Raw genomic sequence first — 17,696 nt, 5'->3', positions numbered from 1 at the left:
TGCTGAGCCGCAATTTAACGCACTGCGCGCCAATTCACACCATTTTTGGCAATACCGCGAGGCCGCTGTGGCCCATGAGTGTCTCTATGTTCATCACGATCAGCATACGTTCGTGCAAAGTCACCAGCCCGACAATGAATGGTGCCTCCATGGCCCCGTCAAATTGCGGCGCGGGCTTCACCGACTCTCGCTCTAGGTTCACCACGTCAGACACACCGTCCACCACGGCGCCCATGGTGCTGCCCAGGATATTCAAAATCACCACCACCGTGGCGTCGTTATAGGCCACTGTTGGGAGTTGCAGCTTCAAACGCAAGTCGACGATGGGCACGATGACACCCCTGAGGTTTATCACGCCCTTCACGAAGCTCGGGGAATGGACCATCTTGGTCGGCATTTCATAGGAGCGAATCTCCTGCACTTGCCCGATATCGATCGCATATTCCTCGGTGCCCAAGCGCAGGGTCAAATACTCGCCCGATAAAACCGGGCCGGCTCCCTGCGTCAGGGTGTGAGTGAGCGTCGCATCCATAAAGCCCCAAATTTAATTTAAATGTTTTTTAACAAATATTTTGTTTTATGATACACCGGAGACAAAATCTTGGAAAGCTTGACGCATCACGTTCGTATCCATATCGACCGTTGCCCTAGCGCCTAAAGCAAAAGAAGCCGTGTGAATCGCGTCATCTGTGGCAGCGTCCTGCGTGGAAGGTACGCTGTCAGCCAGCAGACCTTTGCCCCGTGGGACTAACGGCTGGCGACTCCAATCGGTACCCCAGACCGCGAACGGTGTGAATCATCGGGTCTGCATGGCCGTCGTCAATTTTGCTGCGCAAACGGCGAATGTAGACGTCCACCACATTGGTTAGCGGATCCTCGCTGGCCCCCCACACATTCGAGAGAATGCGTTCGCGGCTAAAGAGGCGGCCCGGTGCACTCATCATCAGCTCTAAGAGGGCCAGTTCGCGTGCAGTGAGCGCGAGGATCTGCCCGCTCCGGCTAGCTTGCATCCGCTCCCGGTCAAACACCAAGTCCCCCACTACCAGCCGAGCACTTGCCACCGGCACCACTTCCCGCCCCCGCCGTGACAGGGACTCCAAGCGGGCCAACAATTCATCGAAATCAAAGGGTTTGGCCAGATAGTCATCCGCGCCCAATCGCAGGCCGGCCACCCGGTCTTCCACAGCCCCCAGCGCCGACAACATCAGGATCGGTAGTGCCACACCCTCTGCCCGCAAGGTCTGGCAGATCTCGAGGCCGCTCATGCCGGGCAGCATCAAATCCAAAACCAATACACAAGAAGGACCGTGAACGTTCCGCTCGCGTGCGACACGGCGCGCCAGCTCCAATCCCTCGGGGCCCGTCGATGCGACCTCGACCCTGTGCCCTTCAGCACGCAAGCCACGGCTCAAAAAATCTGCGATCCGGGGATCGTCTTCAATCACAAAAATATTCATACCAAAGACCCACCAATCAACGCTTGCGAGGCCAACGGCAAACGCAACACCGCCCGGGTCCCCGCTTTGGTGCTGTGCAACTGCAATTGGCCTCCGTGGGCATCGGCCAAAGCCCGGGCAATCGACAAGCCCAGTCCACTTCCATCCGGCGAATGCTGGCGCGCAGCGGTCCCGCGAAAGCGGCGCTCAAACACCCGCCCTAACTCGTCGGGCGGGATACCAATCCCGTCGTCCGACACTACCACCTGCACCGCACTGGTGTGGCCTGCGCTGTCAGCTTCAGACTCCACCATCAGGGTGACCTGCCCGCCGGGGCGTGAGTAACGCGTAGCGTTGTCCAGCAAGACACCCAAAAGCTGACGCAGGCGCAGCGAGTCACCGGACACGATGTGCTGCCCGGTCGAAGCCGGTGGCGGGCCCAGCCGAAGGCCCAACCGGGTGGCTGTTGCGCTCACCTGCGCCAATGCGTCAGCCGCCAGTTCATCCATATCCACGGCTTCGCGCACTAGGGATAAGCCGTCCATATCGCTGCGCGCCATGGCCAGCAAATCGTCGATCACCGCCCCCAGCTGTCGGGCAGTGCTGACGATCCGGCCCAAGGCTTCGCGGTATTCGCTGGCAGGCTTATCAATACCGCGCAAGGTAATCTCCGCCTCCCCGCGGATCACGGTGGTGGGCGTGCGCAGCTCGTGGCTGATATCAGCAAATAGCCGGCGCCGCTGGCTATCTACCTTGCGCAAGGACGCCAACGCGTCGGCCAATTCAGCTGTGCGGGCTGCGACCAAGTCTTCGAGTCGCTGGCGTTGTACCGACTCACGCTCGCGATGCTGCTCCAGCTCAGCGGCCAGGGCATTCACACTTTGAGCCACGCTGGCAAATTCGTCGTGCCCCACCAGTGGTATGCGGTGGGAAAGCTTTCCACTCTGGAGGGCTTGCGCCCCCTCATTGAGCTGCAGCAAGGGGTAGCGCAATGCACGGCCAAAGTAGACCGCAGCGATCAGTGTGGCCCCCGCGAGCACCGCCGCAGCGCCCAGCCACAACCAGCGCACCCACGCCAGGGTGGTGTCAGCCGCGGCACGCTCGCGTTGCACTGCAGCCCCCTCCCGGGCGATGTTTTCGGCAATCAACATGCGCATCTCCCCATCGTCTGCCATGTCAAAAACCCGGGCCAACAAGAGGCTGTCCTGGCCCAATAGCAACCCACGGCCAGTGACTTGCGCCTGGGCCTTGGCGGCTGTGCGACCGAGCTCTGCAATGCTTTCTTCCAGCGTGGCCAAGGCGGCTGATCGGCGCCGGTATTCGTCTACTGCAAAGCTGCCGCTGTCGAGCTCCATCGCCTGCACGGTGAGAACTTTCAAGCGCTGCAATGTCCCTTGCATGGCGGATTGCAGCTCGGCGCGGGCACCGTCGTCCACCTTGACACCCAGCTGCACTTGGGCGACCCAGGTCCGCAGGCGCTGCTTCTGCGCCGACAACTGAATAAACCCCGTGGCGATATCACTAGCCACACGGCCGCGCAGCACTTGCCGCTCGCTCACGGCCAGCGAAGCCGCCGCCAACAGCGCGGCAAACACCACGATGGACGCAAAAAGAGAGAGAACAAGAGTAAGACGGCGCCGGAACATGACGGAATTGTCAGCGATGGCGCGGATGTGAGGTGGTGTTCATCTGGCGTTCATCTGAGCGTCAGCGATTGCTCATCTGACCGTCAGACCGGTTTCAAGTGGTAGGGCTCCAATCACTCCGTGGCAGCGTAAGGCGCTGCAACATGCACCACTTTCTGAACATAACCGGAGTTGCTTAATGAAAACCATGCTTTTGACAGGTATCAGCGCCCTGATGTTGGCCGGCACAGCCCAGGCACAAATCGCCATCGTGAACCAGACCATCAGTCCCACCGAAGTACATGCCGCACAGCAGGCGTGGTGCAAGGCCTTGGTCGACATCAGCAAGACACACGCCACCAGCGGCCAACCCGCCGCCAAAGCGCTGGCTGAAAAAGTGATCGACTCCGCCTACGGCTACCAAATGGGCGCCGTGCTGTTCAAACCCACCTTGACGGTCAATCCGCAAACCTTCCGCACAACCCGGGCTGGCGCATTGGCCTATTTTGTTGGCGGGGACGCTGCATACCCCAAAGACAACGGCTTTGCCCTCAAAGGCTGGACCCAGTGTGAAATCTCCAATGCCGGCATTTTCATCACTGGCAACAGCGCAACCAGCATGGGCAAGGTGAGCTTCACCGGTAAAGACGGCAAAGTCACAACCGTGGACAAGACCTGGGGCTACGTGAGAGACGACGCAGGCAAACTGCGCATCACGCTGCACCACTCTTCGCTGGAATACAGCGGCAGCTGAGCGCCTGGTAATTGACACCCTGCGCCGCGTGTGCAGGTCAACGCCATAAAAATAGCGCCCCACAGATCACTCTGTGGGGCGCTATTTTTTTAGTAGCACCCCATGCAGTTTACGCGGGGGTGAACAGGCTTATTGCTGGTTGTATGCGGCAATGCCGTCCAGAATTTCTTTGTGGGCCTCGTCCTTGCCGCCCCAACCTTGCACCTTGACCCATTTGCCGGCGTCCAAGTCTTTGTAGTGCTCAAAGAAGTGCTCGATCGCCTTCAGGCGCATCGGATTCAAATCTTCCAGCGATTGCCAGCGGGAGTACAGGGGCAGGATCTTGTCGGTGGGCACGGCCAACACCTTGCCGTCCATGCCGCCTTCGTCTTCCATCTTCAAGATGCCGATAGCGCGGCAAGGCACCACGACGCCTGGAGGCAAGGGAACCGGGGTGATCACCAACACATCGACCGGGTCACCGTCACCGGCGATGGTCTTGGGCACATAGCCGTAGTTGGTGGGGTAATGCATCGCGGTGTTCATGAAACGATCCACAAAGATGCAGCCGGAGGCCTTATCCACTTCGTATTTGATCGGGTCGCCGTTCATCGAGATCTCGATGATCACGTTGAACGAATCAGGGACTTTATTACCGGGGGTCACGTTGTCTAAGGACATGCAATCTCTCTTTGTTTGAGTTGAAACAGGAAACGGGTGGATTAACACGGATTTTACTGACTTGGCACTTTCGTTTTTGCCCCATCGGCCCCAAAGCGCGCTACATTGACTGCGTTGGCCAATCAACGCCCCTTGACCTGCCGTCCAGGCGCAATGAGGAAGCAACGCAGCGGGGACAACCCTGGCGTTGCTCCCACCTTTGCGACTCAGCCATCAAGGAGTGCTCTACATGACAGGCAACACTGCACTGGTACTGGCGTTTGGTTCTGGCCTGATTGCCGTGATTTACGGGATCTGGGCGCGACACTGGATTCTTTCTCAAGACCCGGGGAATGCGCGCATGCAAGAGATTGCAGCCGCTATTCAAACCGGCGCGGCCGCTTACCTTGCACGCCAATACAAGACCATCACGTGGGTTGGCGTCGCGCTGGCCATCCTCATCGGTGTTTTTCTGGACAGTCTTTCGGCGATCGGCTTTGTGTTGGGTGCCGTGCTCTCGGGAGCGTGTGGCTTTATCGGGATGAATGTGTCCGTGCGGGCCAATGTGCGCACTGCACAGGCAGCCACCCGTGGCATAGGCCCGGCTTTGGAAGTGGCCTTCCGGGGTGGCGCCATCACCGGCATGCTGGTGGTGGGCCTGGGGCTGCTGGGGGTGACCGGTTTTTATTGGTTTTTGGTGCCGGATGGTGCAGTGACTGCGGCCAAGCTCAATCCTCTGATCGGCTTCGCATTCGGCTCGTCGCTGATTTCCATTTTTGCGCGCCTTGGTGGCGGAATTTTCACCAAGGGCGCTGACGTCGGCGCCGACCTCGTAGGCAAGGTGGAAGCTGGCATCCCGGAAGACGACCCGCGCAACCCCGCCGTGATTGCTGACAATGTGGGAGACAACGTCGGTGACTGTGCAGGTATGGCCGCCGACCTGTTTGAGACCTATGCGGTCACGCTGATCGCCACTATGGTTTTAGGAGCACTCCTCGCAAGCAGTGCGGGCGCGAACGCTGTTTTATACCCACTTGCTTTGGGGGCAGTGTCCATTGTGGCTTCCATCATCGGCTGCTTCTTTGTCAAAGCGTCGCCGGGCATGAAAAACGTGATGCCTGCCCTCTACAAGGGCTTGGCGGTTGCCGGCACGTTGTCGCTGATTGCGTTTTATTTTGTGACCCAATCGATGATTGCAGACAACGCCTTGGGCGGCACCGGTGCTGCCAGCAAACTCTTTGGCGCCTGTGCGGTCGGCTTGGTATTGACCGCAGCGCTGGTCTGGATCACCGAGTACTACACCGGCACACAATATGCGCCGGTGCAGCACATTGCACAGGCCTCTACGACCGGCCATGGCACCAACATCATTGCGGGCTTGGGCGTGTCCATGCGCTCTACAGCTTGGCCGGTGGTGTTTGTGTGTATCGCGATCTACACCGCTTATTCACTGGCGGGGTTGTATGGCGTTGCCATCGCTGCCACTTCCATGCTCAGCATGGCCGGCATTGTGGTGGCCTTGGATGCCTACGGCCCTATCACCGACAACGCAGGCGGTATTGCTGAAATGGCGGAGCTACCCGCCAGCGTGCGCGATGTGACAGACCCGCTGGACGCTGTCGGCAACACGACCAAAGCGGTCACCAAGGGGTACGCCATCGGCTCTGCAGGCTTGGCCGCACTGGTGCTGTTTGCCGACTACACCCATAAGCTGGATGCCTATGGCAAACACATCAGCTTTGACCTGAGCAATCCCATGGTGATAATCGGGCTGTTTATCGGTGGCCTTATCCCCTACCTTTTCGGCGCTATGGCCATGGAGGCGGTCGGGCGGGCGGCAGGCTCGGTGGTGGTCGAGGTTCGCCGGCAGTTCAAAGAAATCAAGGGCATCATGGACGGCAGCGGCAAACCCGAATACGACACGGCCGTCGACATGCTCACCACCGCCGCTATCAAAGAGATGATGATCCCGTCTCTCTTACCGGTGGTCGTGCCCATTGTGGTTGGCTTGGCTTTGGGGCCCGAAGCCTTGGGCGGCTTGCTGATGGGAACCATCGTGACCGGCTTGTTCGTGGCCATTTCCATGTGCACCGGCGGTGGCGCCTGGGATAACGCCAAAAAATACATCGAAGACGGGCATCACGGAGGCAAGGGCTCCGAAACGCACAAGGCTGCCGTTACCGGAGACACCGTCGGCGACCCCTACAAAGACACCGCTGGTCCTGCCATTAACCCGCTGATCAAGATCATCAATATCGTCGCTTTACTGATCGTCCCTTTGATGATGAAAATACACGGCGGTTGATATTGGATACCTGTGTTGCTCTGCGCAAAACTGTTCTTCAAGAGACAGGCAGATGCCCACCTTGCGCTAATATGTAAAGGGAAGCAATTTAAGCATCGACGAAGAGACTGAAGTGAAAATTCTTGTGATCGACGACCACGCCCTGGTGCGTGAAGGACTGCATCAGGTTCTGAAGGGACTGGACGAGGACGCCGTGGTGCTCCAAGCGGGTACTTGCGCTCGCGGTTTCGAGTTGTCTGCGGAACATGCCGACTTGGACCTGGTTCTGCTGGACTATCACCTGCCCGACATGACAGGCTTGGCTGCACTCGACATCTTTGGAAAGCGCCACCCGGAGCTCCCGATCGTGATGCTGTCCGGCTCCGCGAATACACAAATCATGCGGCAAGTACTACAAAACGGTGCTTCCGGCTTCGTGACCAAATCCACTTTGAGCGACGAGTTGCTCCACGCCGTCCGCTTGGTACTGAATGGCGATGTGTACTCCCCACGAGAATTGGACGCACCTCCAGCGGCGGGGCTGCAGGAAGACCTCAACAACAAGCCGCCCCTGACGCAACGTCAAGAGCTGGTGTTGCGCGAGCTATTGGATGGCCGCTCCAACAAAGAAATCGGAACAAGCTTGAACGTGTCCGACGAAACCGTCAAAACCCACGTGGCGGCCATCTTGCGCTATTTTGATGTGCAAAACCGGACGCAAGCTGTCGTTGCAGCGGCTCGTAGCGGCTACCGCCCTGCCACCAGCTCTTGAGTGCTGGCCTCGGCGTCCGAGGCATTGCTAATCGCCAAACGACGCATCAAGCTGCGAAGCTTGGCCGGCCGCACGGGCTTGTGCAATAGAGTCAAGTTACGGGCTTTGGCTGCATGCAACAAATTGGCGTCGGTATCGCCACTCATGAGGCAAGCGGCAATCGGCCTGCGCGAATGTGCGCGGACCATATCGATAACGTCCATCCCGTTGCGATCTTCGCCCAAGCGGAAATCCGACAACACCAAGTCAGGCGCCGGGTAGGCGTTTACAAAATCCAATGCCTGCTGAACGTTGGCAGCCGCATTGACCACGCAGCCCCAGGATTGCAGCAAGCTCTGCAGCGCCTCCAGTGCGAAGCCATCGTCCTCAACTATCAGGATCCGCATCCCCTCGAGCTCACCGCCTTGGGCAGAAAGCGTCAGTGGCGCGGGAGCTGAGAACTCTTGCGGCAAAGCCCTAGGCAACACAATAGAGAACCGGGTACCGCAGCCCAAATCAGAGCGCAGGCTGATGCTATGGCCCAGTAGCTTGACGGTACGCTCCACAATATTGAGGCCGAGGCCCAAGCCCTGTGTACGGTCGCGGCCGCTATTTCCGACTTGGTAAAACTCCCGGAAGATTTCTTGCTGGTGCTCAGGCGAAATACCGATACCGCTGTCTGCTACATCGATCCGCAAATTGCTACCGCCATCGATCACACGGCATGCCACCAACACAGTACCTTGCTCGGTGTAACGCACCGCATTGTTGGCGAGGTTCATCACCACACGCTGCAAAAGAACGGGGTCACTGAGAAACCACTCCTGCGTGGGCCGGATGCGCAAGCGCAGCCCTTTGCTGCTGGCCAAAGGAATCAAAGCCTTGTGCACTGCCTGAAAAAGCTTGTCCAAAGGCGCATCGGTACGGTGCACCTGAACAGCCCCTGCGTCCAAGCGGGAGACATCCAGCAACCCATCCAACAAATCCTGCATGGAAGACACCGACGCTTCTAGGCTGTCCACGACTTGGCGGGCAGATACATCCAAGGGCAACTGCCCCAAGCGGGCGACAAACATACCCAATGCGTGCGTGGGTTGGCGCAGGTCGTGGCTTGCTGCGGCCAAAAAGCGCGATTTAGCCAGGGTGGCGCTTTCCGCTTCTTCTTTCTTGAGGCGCAACTCGCGGGTCGCGACCTCCACCCGGTATTCCAACTCCTCGCGCCCCCAAGCCAAACGCTGGGCCATTTGATTGAGACGGGTCTGCAAATCGAACAAAGGGTCTGAAGGCAGAGCCTCAGAGCTCGGATTCAAATCACCCTCGCCGATGCGCTCAATCGCGCGCGACACACGCATCACGGGTCCGATCACCCCCTCCCCAAGTCGGGAGGCCAACCAGCCGCCCAGCATCAGCCCCACCAGCCCGATACCGAGTGCGACCAGCAAAGTCTCTTGGCCGCTTTGATCCAGTCGATCCCGTGACACCTCCAGCACCACGTATCCCAAAACGTTGCTGTTCAACCCTTGCGTCGGCCCGGAATAAAAGTCATCCAACGCGACATTGCTCGGCCACACCCGCTCCCAGAACACATCGACCCCGAGCCGCTTCTGGCGCGCAATGTAATTAGCCCCCATAGCCTCGGGCAGCTCTGCATAACGGGTTTCACCTGCCTTCGCCAAAACCTGCCCGTTGCCATTGAAAATAGCAATCGAGCGGACATCCGGCTCGGTTTTCAGACCGTTCGCGATGGCTTGCAGACTCGCAGCATTCCCGGAGAACAAACCATACTCACTGGCCCGCGCCAGTTGCTGAACGATCAATCGCGCACGCGTGGTGTGCGCCGAATCCAGATCAGAAACACGGGTCGTCCAGAAAACGGCCATCAAGGCCAGCACTACCAAAAACACCGGCGTAATGGCCGCCAGCAACATGCGAAAGCGAATCCCCCGGAATCTCATGGGCGACGCTCCGAACGCTTGAGCCGCTCTGTCAAGGAGCGCTCGTCCAGCACCAGGTCCAGCGAACGGGCGACTTGCTCATTCAATACAACGGTGAAATCCGTCGGGTATTGCAGCGAAATCCCCGTGTTACCCGTCAAATGTGTTTTAGCAATTGCAAAAGCTTGAATACCAATTTGCCGCGGCGTGCTGTGCAAAGACATGAGTGCCCCAGCCCGCACATAGGCCGGTGAAAAGGCGATGACCGGCACACGAGCCCTATAGGTCGCCAGTAGCACATTAGAAATAGTGGATCCGTTGTAAACCTTGGAGTCAGGAACTGCCAACAGCACATCGGTATCGTCCAAAACCGCCTTCAAAGCGGAAAACAGGGTCCCTGAGCCACCAATATAGCCACTGACCAACTCCATGCCCTTTGATTGCAGAGCCGACTGTAGTGTCGGGCTCTGTTGACTGGACTCCGAACCGAAGAGAACGCCCACCCTTCTTGTATTGGGGAGCGCAAGACGCATCAACTCGACTTGACGACTGAAAGGCTGATCCAGGTACACCGCGCTGACAGAGGCTTGCGATTTGGAGGGTGCCTCCCGCAAGATACGCTCCATGCCAGCGCGCGGAATCAGCGAGGCAACCACCGGAATCCGCACATCGAGCGCCAAAACGCTGGCCAATGCATCACTGCCCAACGTCATGACGACACGCGCACCTTGAAGGAGCTCAGCTTCTTGCAGGCGGCTATCGCTAAGGTACGAAATCGACGGCTGGGCGCGCTCAGGGTAAGCGCGCGTAAATTCAAGCGCAATAGTTTGGGCAGTTTCTACGTGGCCTGCCGTCTTTTCACTGCTGACGATGACCAAATCAGCCGCTTGCACCTGCGCGAACACACTGATCGAAAGAACCCAGCCAACGATGAAGTGAATAGCGCGCAAACCCATTTGTTCAGAGCTCGGCTTTCAAGGTTACGAACGCGCGACGATCGAAAAAGAACTTTCTATCGCCGTCACGAACCGGCTGATCTAGGTTTTGGATCACCAACGAAAGTTCGGCCTTGCGGCCGGACAAGCGAAAGGATTTCGCAATACGCGCATCGGTACGGACGATGTTGTAGACCCCATCGTTAGAGGACATCAGCGCGATATCCTCTGACTGGGCATGCATCAGTGAGACCATGTAGCCGCTATTCAGGGCATAACTACCAATCAGTGACATGGCGTACCGTGCGGCACCCTTAAGGACCCGCAGCTGCTCTACCCCGGAAATATGGGTCCAGGTCTGAGTCACCATCAGGAGGGAGGGGGCCGATGGCTTCCATTGAAGCTGGTGCTCCAACCCTTGGATGCGATAGTTTTGGATATTCAGATGGTCGTTGGGACTTACGAAGTCACTCGGTTGATCTATCCGCCTTGGCCGCTCTATACCGTCGGTAATCCGCTCATCAAAAATCCTCACGTCTCCAGACAAACCGCGCGCAGGCAGTGCCAGGTTGTATCCGAGTTCACGACTCTCAATTTTCTCAGGCCCCACATTGCCGCTGCTCAACACGGTAGTGATCGGGTTTTTCCCGCTCTGGTCATAGTACCGAACGGCAGCATATTTCTCGAAAGCACTGGGGGGCCGGAATGCAGTGGACACGCCAGCCCTCAAGGTATGCCCTTGAGATACATGCCAGTTCAGCATCAAGCGCGGAGACACGGTTTTCCCGCCGAGTTCGCTTTGCTCCAACATGACCCCGCTATTGAGTATCCAGGCAGGCAAGGGCTTCCACTCCAAGTTCCCAAACAGGCGTTGGAAGTCTGTAGAGACGCTACCCCTACCATCAAAGGTCGACGGGGATGTCAAAACTTCTTTGCGGAGCTCAGCCCCCCACACCGATCTCCATTGGGGATTCAATACGGTGGTGTGTTGAAGGGAGACCGCTTGGTTTACTTCGTAGCCACTAAAGTCCACCGGAATCCCGAAGTAATTGGTGCCCGCGTTGTTGCTGAGATAAGGAAAAACATCCCTGTGGGTGTTTTCGGTATGGGAGAGCGAAACTTTCAAATCCTGCTCGGGTGTCAAAATTTTGTGCCAATCAGCTTGCACAAATTGCGCCCCGATAAATCGACTGCGCTCTGCGTTGCCAGGTGAATCCGCATTTCCGCGTCCGGCATCTATCCCCGCACTGCCTGCTCGTAACTCCAACTCCAAACCGCTTTCGAGGGCCAGCGCACCAGTGACATTCACCCGTGAAACTCGGTTGACCCCGTAGGCCGAACGCAAGCCCATGTCACCCCGCGTGTCCGCGGACACCCGATAGGCATGGTCTGAATCGCCCCAACCAGTGCTAACAAATGCGTCTGCCACACCGCCATCCCCGGCACTCAGCCTCGCCCGGGAACCTGCGGTTTCGCGAACATCGCGGGAAATAATGTTGATCACGCCTAAAAACGCGCGCGCACCGTAAGCGGCCGAATTAGAACCCCGCAGTATCTCAATCCGCTCGATATCGTCCATGGCCAATGCCTGTAAGCCCAGACCGGCCGAGCCTTGCAGGTGACCCGAATACACCGAACGGCCGTCGACCAATACCTGAATCCGGTTGGCCCAGTCGTCATTGCGACCGTGGTAGCTGGCCATGGGCGCATCCGTTTCAAACGATGTGGTCGTCTGGAAACCGGGAACGAGGCGCAGCAAATCCGTAATGTCGCGCGCACCCGAAATACGGATGAAGTGGCGGTCCAAGATAGTCACCGCGCCGGGCGCTTCGTCCACCGGCTGTGCGAGGCGAGAGACCGATAAAACGACCGGAATATCACTCATGAAATCACGTTCGGACACCGCCACGGGCCCGGTTTGCTCTGCAGCAACCCAAGGAGATACCAATGTCAGTAACATTACGGTGATAGATGGCTTCATGGTGTTCGATCCAACAACGGTTGCTATTCTTTCTGCAGCAGATTTTGCCCTGATTACGGCGACTTTGACGAACATTCCTACAAACCGCATGGCAAGCTCTACCCAACGCGTTTTCCCTCTGATTGACAAACGAACCCTCGGGCTCCCCATGCCATCGCAACCCGTGGGCACATCCCGGGCGGCGACTGCAGCACCGACCGTGGATACCCTCGGGCGACCCTTGAGGGACCTGAGAATAAGCGTCACTGACCGCTGCAACTTCAGATGCAGCTATTGCATGCCGAAGGAAGTATTTCACAAAGATTACCCTTACCTCCCCCATCAAGATCTGCTGAGTTTTGAGGAAATCACACGAGTGGCCCGACAGTTCGTGGCGCTGGGAGTTCAAAAAATACGCCTGACGGGCGGCGAGCCACTCTTGCGTAAAAATCTCGAAGCGCTGATCGAACAACTGGCGGCCATACCCACTCCATCAGGCCTGCCCCTGGACATCACCCTCACCACCAATGGCTCTGTGCTTGCAAAGAAAGCCGCTTCGCTCCAGCGTGCGGGCCTGCGAAGAGTCACCGTGAGCCTGGATGGTCTGAATGACAACGTCTTCCAAGCGATGAACGATGTGGCATTCCCGGTCCGGGATGTCCTCTTGGGCATTGAAGCGGCGCAAAAAGCAGGCCTCGGCCCCATCAAAGTGAACATGGTGGTCAAACGCGGCACCAATGAACAAGAGATCCTGCCCATGGCACGGCACTTCAAGGGCACAGGTGTCGCCCTCCGCTTCATCGAATACATGGATGTCGGTGCAACCAATGGTTGGCAAATGGACCAGGTAGTGCCGAGCAACGAAGTGCTAAAGCGAATTCAGGCGGAAATGCCCCTCATCGCTCTGGAGAGCACACAGTCGGGCGAAACCGCGCAGCGTTGGGGCTACACAGATTCCGCCGGGCGGCACGACACCACAGCTGGTGAGGTGGGCTTTATCAGCAGCGTAACGCAAGCGTTCTGCGGGGACTGCAACCGGGCGCGCCTGTCTACCGAAGGGCAACTCTACCTCTGTCTTTTTGCCAGCCAAGGCCATGATTTGCGGTCACTCTTGCGCTCTGGAGCGAATGACCAGCAGCTACAAGACGCCATTGCCCGCGTGTGGGGCGCGCGAAAAGACCAGTACTCCGCACAACGGGGGGCCGAGCCCATAGGGGCCGGTACGGCCACCCGCCGCGTCGAGATGAGCTATATCGGAGGCTAGCTCCGCTGGCGCAGCGCTTGCTCCACGCCACGGTTGGCCAGTCCATCGGCACGTTCGTTACCCGGATCTCCGGCGTGCCCTTTGACCCAGCGCCAATCAATTTTGTGGCCCGCAGTACTCACCAAGGTGTCCAGGCGCTGCCACAAATCCACATTTTTCACGGGTTGCTTGGAGGCTGTTTTCCAGCCTTTGACCTTCCAGCCTTGCAGCCACTCCGTGATGCCTTTCAAAACATATTGACTGTCAATATGCAAGGTCACGTCGCAGGGTCGCTTCAATGCGGTCAATGCCTCGATCACTGCCATCATTTCCATGCGGTTATTGGTCGTACCCAGCTCGCCGCCTGACAGCTCCTTTTCAGCGCCGTCGGCAGACCGGAGCAGCACGCCCCAGCCCCCGGGCCCCGGATTGCCCTTGCAGGCACCATCGGTGTAAATCACTACTTTCGCCATCAAATCTGTCACACGGTTTCCTTCCCATTTCTCTCATTCACCGAGGCATGCGATTGCTGTGCCACCGGCACTGCGGCGGCGCTGCGCTTGGTCGACAACTTCCAATTCGCTCCTAACAGCCGCATGCCGCGCACGCGCTTGGTCGCCACCACGAAATACGCGGCGCCAAAAATCGGCCATGACCTCGGCCCGACGCGGTCCATCCAGGCGAATCTCCGCAGCCAATCCGCAGACTCCACCGCAGGGCGGTAGCAACCAAATCGGCCGACCTCCACCTCAAAACTCAACAAGCGCAACCAATCCCGTAAACGCCAGTATCCAATCAAGTCACCCCACTCGGGCAAAAAAACCTGACCCCAGCCCGCCCGTAGGTACCAGCGGCTTCGCCGTTGGCGCAAGCCCCACAGACTCACAGGATTCAAGCCGCAAATCACCACTTTTCCCTCCGGAACCAAGACGCGCTCCACCTCGCGCAGTGTGGCGTGCGGATCCGGACTGAACTCCAAGGCATGGGGCAGAATCACAAGATCAAGGCTGTTGGCGGGGAAAGGCAGGGCGGTAAAGTCGGAGTGAAACGCGACGACCCCATATCGGGGATCCGGCCCTGCGGTGGCAAGCCATCGATGCGGCATACGATTGAGCTGCAATGCCTGAAGCTCCGGCACGCCCAACTGCAAAGCATGGTAGCCAAAAAGGTCTGCAACCGCCTCATCCAGTTGCGCCTGCTCCCATTCCAGCAGATAGCTGCCCGCCGGAGACTTGAACCATTCCTGCAAACCTATAATTTGATCGCTCATGACCTTGCTACCACTACCCGCTTTCACTGACAACTACATCTGGATGTTGCACAACGGGCATGACGCACTGGTGGTAGACCCGGGGGACGCGCAACCCGTGCTGGATGCCCTGCAACGCAACTCCCTGACGTTGCGCTGCATTCTAGTCACCCATCACCATGCGGACCATACCGGCGGCGTGAATGTTTTGCGCGAAGCCACCGGAGCCCGCGTCTACGGGCCAGCGCATGAAAAAATGCCGGAGCCGATAGAGCGCCTGAGTGACGGTGATCAAGTATCCGCCCTCGGGATGGATTTCACAGTGATGGACGTGCCCGGACACACCAGCGGACATATCGCTTTTTTCGCCAGTCCTTCAGGCGAAGTTCCTTTGCTGTTTTGTGGCGATACTTTATTCAGCGCAGGTTGCGGCCGCTTGTTCGAAGGAACGCCCGCACAAATGCTGGAGTCTTTAAGACGCCTGGCAGACTTACCCCCCGAGACACGGGTTTGCTGCACCCATGAATACACTTTGAGTAACTTGCGCTTTGCCAGGGTTGTCGAACCTGACAACGAGGCGATCGCAGAGTACCAAACCCATTGCCAGCAATTGCGCAACGCCGGTCAGCCCACACTCCCGAGCACCATTTCCCGCGAGCGGCTGATCAACCCTTTTTTACGCACTCACTTGGACAGCGTCATGCACGAAGTCATCCGGCATGACGCCCAAGGAGTCTCCGCAGAGGGCGTTTTCGCCACTCTGCGCCAATGGAAAAACAATTTTTAATGATCCGTTTTCACCTATTTGCCGTGGGTGTCGTCGCCCTCCTATCAGGATGTGCTGGCACACTCAACAGCCCGATGCCACAAGACGGGCTGCACTCACCGGCTCCATCTCCCGCCGCAAGTAGCGCTGCGCAAGCTACTCCTAACGATCCAAACAGTTTGATCCTGCGTCCGAGCCGAGAAATTGCACGCCCTGGCGCCCCCATCAAAGCGCCGCCGGCTACCAGCACCGCTCGGCCGGGCGAGACGGTTCCGCTGACCTCGATGGAGCTTGGAAGAAGCTCCCGGAGCGTGGCCGCCGTTGCCCCTCCGGTAGACCTATGGGAGCGTATCCGCCGCGGCTACGGCATGAATGACCTCCAAAGCGAACTGGTGCAAGACCGGGAGGTCTGGTATTCGCGGCGTCCTGACTACATCTTCCGGATGACAGAGCGCTCCAAAAAATACCTGTTCCACATCGTGGAGGAGCTGGAAGTCCGCAACATGCCAACGGAGCTGGCCCTGCTGCCGTTTATTGAAAGTGCCTTCAACCCCCAAGCCGTGTCCAGCGCCAAGGCGGCTGGTATGTGGCAGTTCATGCCTGCCACCGGCAAGTATTTCGAACTGAAGCAAAACAGCTTCCGGGATGACCGGCGCGACGTACTCGCCTCCACGCGTGCTGCGTTGGACTACCTGCAAAAGCTCCACCGCATGTTCGGCGACTGGCATTTGGCGCTCGCCGCCTACAACTGGGGCGAAGGTAGCGTGTCGCGGGCGATTGCAAAAAATCAGCGCGCGGGCTTGCCAACGGGTTACCCCGACCTCAACATGCCCATGGAAACCCGCTTTTACGTGCCCAAACTCCAAGCGGTCAAGAACATTGTGTCGAACCCGGCCCAATTCAATTCCAAGCTGCCCCTGATTGAAAACCACCCCTATTTTCAAAGCGTAACGATCCGGCGCGACATCGACGTTGCGCTCGCAGCCAAGCTTGCCGAGGTCAGCGTGGACGATTTCAAAGCCTTGAACCCGTCGCTGAATCGCCCTGTCATCTTGGCAGCCGGCACCCCGCAAATTCTTTTGCCTTGGGACAATGCAGAGGTTTTCCAATCGAACCTGGAAAGCTACAGCGGGCGCCTTGCCAGCTGGACAGCCTGGGTAGTACCCAGCACCATGCGCCCCGCAGAGGTTGCGAAAAAAGTAGGCATGAGCGAGTCCGACCTGCGCAGCATGAACAACATCCCGCCCCGAATGGTCGTCAGGGCGGGCTCCACCCTGTTGGTACCGCGCAGTCACCAGATGCCAGACGTGCCCATCAAAGTGGCAGACAACAGCCAACTTTCTGTTGCCCCCGAGATCGTCCTGAGGCGGGTCACCGTCAAAGCCGGCAAAAACGATACGGTGGCCACCATTGCCCGCCGGTACAAAACCAATCCCGCGCAAGTCGCGGAGTGGAACAAGGTATCTGCCAGTGCCCGCTTCAAGCCGGGCCAGTCTGTTGTGTTGATGCTGCCGCCACAGGCTAAAAGTGCCAAAGCAGCGCCAGCAACCTCGAAGGCGGCAAAGCCCGCTGCAGCGAAATCAAAAGCAAGCAGCGGCCAGAAAGCCGCCAAGCCTAGTGCACCCGCAAAAAAAGGGGCCACGAAGGCCCCGAGCAAAAAGCAGGGATAAGCGCTTAGCGGTAGCCGACCAGCAAGATACCGACGTTCACTGCCAAGGCGGCAAACCACACCGCTGAGCGCAAGTTGCCCATGCCTGCGACATACATCATGATGTAGAGCAAGCGCAGGACAATGAACAGAAATGCCAGCACGTCCAACCGGGCTTGCGGGGCGCCGAGTTGGTGGGCAATGATGACCGCGCCAATAAAAAAGGGCAGCGCTTCGAAGCTGTTGGCCTGGGCACCGTTGGCACGGGCCCGCCAATCGGTCTGGCGCGCCAACCACTCGCGGGGATTCACGTTGTCGTAGCCGCCTTTGCTGCGGGCTACTCCGATCCGGCCGGACTTGGCAATTCCGGCACATACGATGGGCAAAAGCGCCGCAATCAGAACACACCAATAAGCGACGGTGAAGTGGGCGAATTGCATGAACAAACTGTCTTTCAAATGAATTTAAAAAT

The 17,696-nt window shown here is 58.2% G+C and carries 16 protein-coding genes; 6 read left to right on the top strand and 10 right to left on the bottom strand.

The window, feature by feature from the left end; genetic code table 11:
- Positions 1 to 34: 34 nt before the first annotated feature.
- The 3 genes from RAE19_RS16245 to RAE19_RS16235 form a co-directional block, all read right to left on the bottom strand.
- The gene (locus tag RAE19_RS16245; protein ID WP_313875853.1) at positions 35 to 532 is read right to left on the bottom strand and encodes a chemotaxis protein CheW; all 498 of its coding nucleotides are present in this window, start codon (positions 530 to 532) and stop codon (positions 35 to 37) included.
- A 187-nt stretch (positions 533 to 719) separates the two neighbouring features.
- The gene (locus RAE19_RS16240; protein WP_313875852.1) at positions 720 to 1,457 is read right to left on the bottom strand and encodes a response regulator transcription factor; all 738 of its coding nucleotides are present in this window, start codon (positions 1,455 to 1,457) and stop codon (positions 720 to 722) included.
- On the bottom strand, positions 1,454 to 3,082 hold the full coding sequence (locus tag RAE19_RS16235) for a sensor histidine kinase (RefSeq protein WP_313875851.1): 1,629 nt from the start codon (positions 3,080 to 3,082) through the stop codon (positions 1,454 to 1,456). The genes RAE19_RS16240 and RAE19_RS16235 overlap by 4 nt, the downstream gene beginning before the upstream one ends.
- 178 nt (positions 3,083 to 3,260) lie before the next feature.
- Between RAE19_RS16235 and RAE19_RS16230 the strand changes: the two genes are divergently transcribed.
- Positions 3,261 to 3,815 carry a hypothetical protein gene (locus tag RAE19_RS16230; protein ID WP_313875850.1) on the top strand — a complete coding sequence of 185 codons (555 nt, stop codon included), beginning with the start codon at positions 3,261 to 3,263 and terminating at the stop codon, positions 3,813 to 3,815.
- Between the two features lie 129 nt (positions 3,816 to 3,944).
- Here RAE19_RS16230 and ppa read toward each other — a convergent pair whose 3' ends face one another.
- The gene (gene ppa, locus RAE19_RS16225) at positions 3,945 to 4,475 is read right to left on the bottom strand and encodes an inorganic diphosphatase (protein ID WP_313875849.1); all 531 of its coding nucleotides are present in this window, start codon (positions 4,473 to 4,475) and stop codon (positions 3,945 to 3,947) included.
- 229 nt (positions 4,476 to 4,704) lie between these two features.
- Here ppa and RAE19_RS16220 point away from each other — a divergent pair, with 229 nt between their 5' ends.
- Positions 4,705 to 6,759, top strand: coding sequence for a sodium-translocating pyrophosphatase (locus tag RAE19_RS16220; protein ID WP_313875848.1), 2,055 nt, complete (start codon positions 4,705 to 4,707; stop codon positions 6,757 to 6,759).
- Between the two features lie 112 nt (positions 6,760 to 6,871).
- On the top strand, positions 6,872 to 7,510 hold the full coding sequence (locus RAE19_RS16215; RefSeq protein WP_313875847.1) for a response regulator transcription factor: 639 nt from the start codon (positions 6,872 to 6,874) through the stop codon (positions 7,508 to 7,510).
- Here RAE19_RS16215 and RAE19_RS16210 read toward each other — a convergent pair.
- The 3 genes from RAE19_RS16210 to RAE19_RS16200 are packed head-to-tail and all read right to left on the bottom strand — an operon-like array spanning position 7,486 to position 12,339.
- The gene (locus RAE19_RS16210; protein WP_313875846.1) at positions 7,486 to 9,444 is read right to left on the bottom strand and encodes a hybrid sensor histidine kinase/response regulator; all 1,959 of its coding nucleotides are present in this window, start codon (positions 9,442 to 9,444) and stop codon (positions 7,486 to 7,488) included. The genes RAE19_RS16215 and RAE19_RS16210 overlap by 25 nt on opposite strands.
- The gene (locus RAE19_RS16205) at positions 9,441 to 10,379 is read right to left on the bottom strand and encodes an ABC transporter substrate-binding protein (protein WP_313875845.1); all 939 of its coding nucleotides are present in this window, start codon (positions 10,377 to 10,379) and stop codon (positions 9,441 to 9,443) included. The genes RAE19_RS16210 and RAE19_RS16205 overlap by 4 nt, the downstream gene beginning before the upstream one ends.
- A 4-nt stretch (positions 10,380 to 10,383) precedes the next feature.
- Positions 10,384 to 12,339 carry a TonB-dependent receptor plug domain-containing protein gene (locus RAE19_RS16200; RefSeq protein ID WP_313875844.1) on the bottom strand — a complete coding sequence of 652 codons (1,956 nt, stop codon included), beginning with the start codon at positions 12,337 to 12,339 and terminating at the stop codon, positions 10,384 to 10,386.
- Positions 12,340 to 12,487: 148 nt separating this feature from the next.
- Between RAE19_RS16200 and moaA the strand changes: the two genes are divergently transcribed.
- On the top strand, positions 12,488 to 13,582 hold the full coding sequence (moaA, locus tag RAE19_RS16195; protein ID WP_313875843.1) for a GTP 3',8-cyclase MoaA: 1,095 nt from the start codon (positions 12,488 to 12,490) through the stop codon (positions 13,580 to 13,582).
- On the opposite strand, the gene rnhA is transcribed toward moaA, so the two are convergent.
- Positions 13,579 to 14,034: a ribonuclease HI gene (rnhA, locus tag RAE19_RS16190; protein ID WP_313876264.1), complete on the bottom strand. Its 456-nt coding sequence runs from the start codon at positions 14,032 to 14,034 to the stop codon at positions 13,579 to 13,581. The genes moaA and rnhA overlap by 4 nt on opposite strands.
- Before the next feature lie 8 nt (positions 14,035 to 14,042).
- Positions 14,043 to 14,831, bottom strand: coding sequence for a class I SAM-dependent methyltransferase (locus RAE19_RS16185; RefSeq protein WP_313875842.1), 789 nt, complete (start codon positions 14,829 to 14,831; stop codon positions 14,043 to 14,045).
- On the opposite strand from RAE19_RS16185, the gene gloB reads away from it, so the two are divergent.
- Together gloB and RAE19_RS16175 are read left to right on the top strand one after the other, a co-directional pair.
- On the top strand, positions 14,830 to 15,597 hold the full coding sequence (gene gloB, locus RAE19_RS16180; RefSeq protein WP_313875841.1) for a hydroxyacylglutathione hydrolase: 768 nt from the start codon (positions 14,830 to 14,832) through the stop codon (positions 15,595 to 15,597). The genes RAE19_RS16185 and gloB overlap by 2 nt on opposite strands.
- Positions 15,597 to 17,246 carry a transglycosylase SLT domain-containing protein gene (locus RAE19_RS16175; protein ID WP_313875840.1) on the top strand — a complete coding sequence of 550 codons (1,650 nt, stop codon included), beginning with the start codon at positions 15,597 to 15,599 and terminating at the stop codon, positions 17,244 to 17,246. Before gloB ends, RAE19_RS16175 begins: the two co-directional genes overlap by 1 nt.
- 4 nt (positions 17,247 to 17,250) lie before the next feature.
- Here the strand turns inward: RAE19_RS16175 and RAE19_RS16170 are convergent, their stop codons facing one another.
- Positions 17,251 to 17,664: an MAPEG family protein gene (locus tag RAE19_RS16170; RefSeq protein WP_313875839.1), complete on the bottom strand. Its 414-nt coding sequence runs from the start codon at positions 17,662 to 17,664 to the stop codon at positions 17,251 to 17,253.
- Positions 17,665 to 17,696 lie beyond the last annotated feature (32 nt).

Origin of the sequence: Rhodoferax potami (assembly GCF_032193805.1) — a bacterium.
Taxonomy (GTDB): Bacteria; Pseudomonadota; Gammaproteobacteria; order Burkholderiales; family Burkholderiaceae_C; genus Allorhodoferax; species Allorhodoferax potami_A.
The sequence above is the reverse complement of the archived record's forward strand: the minus strand, read 5'-3'. Positions and strand labels throughout refer to the sequence as shown.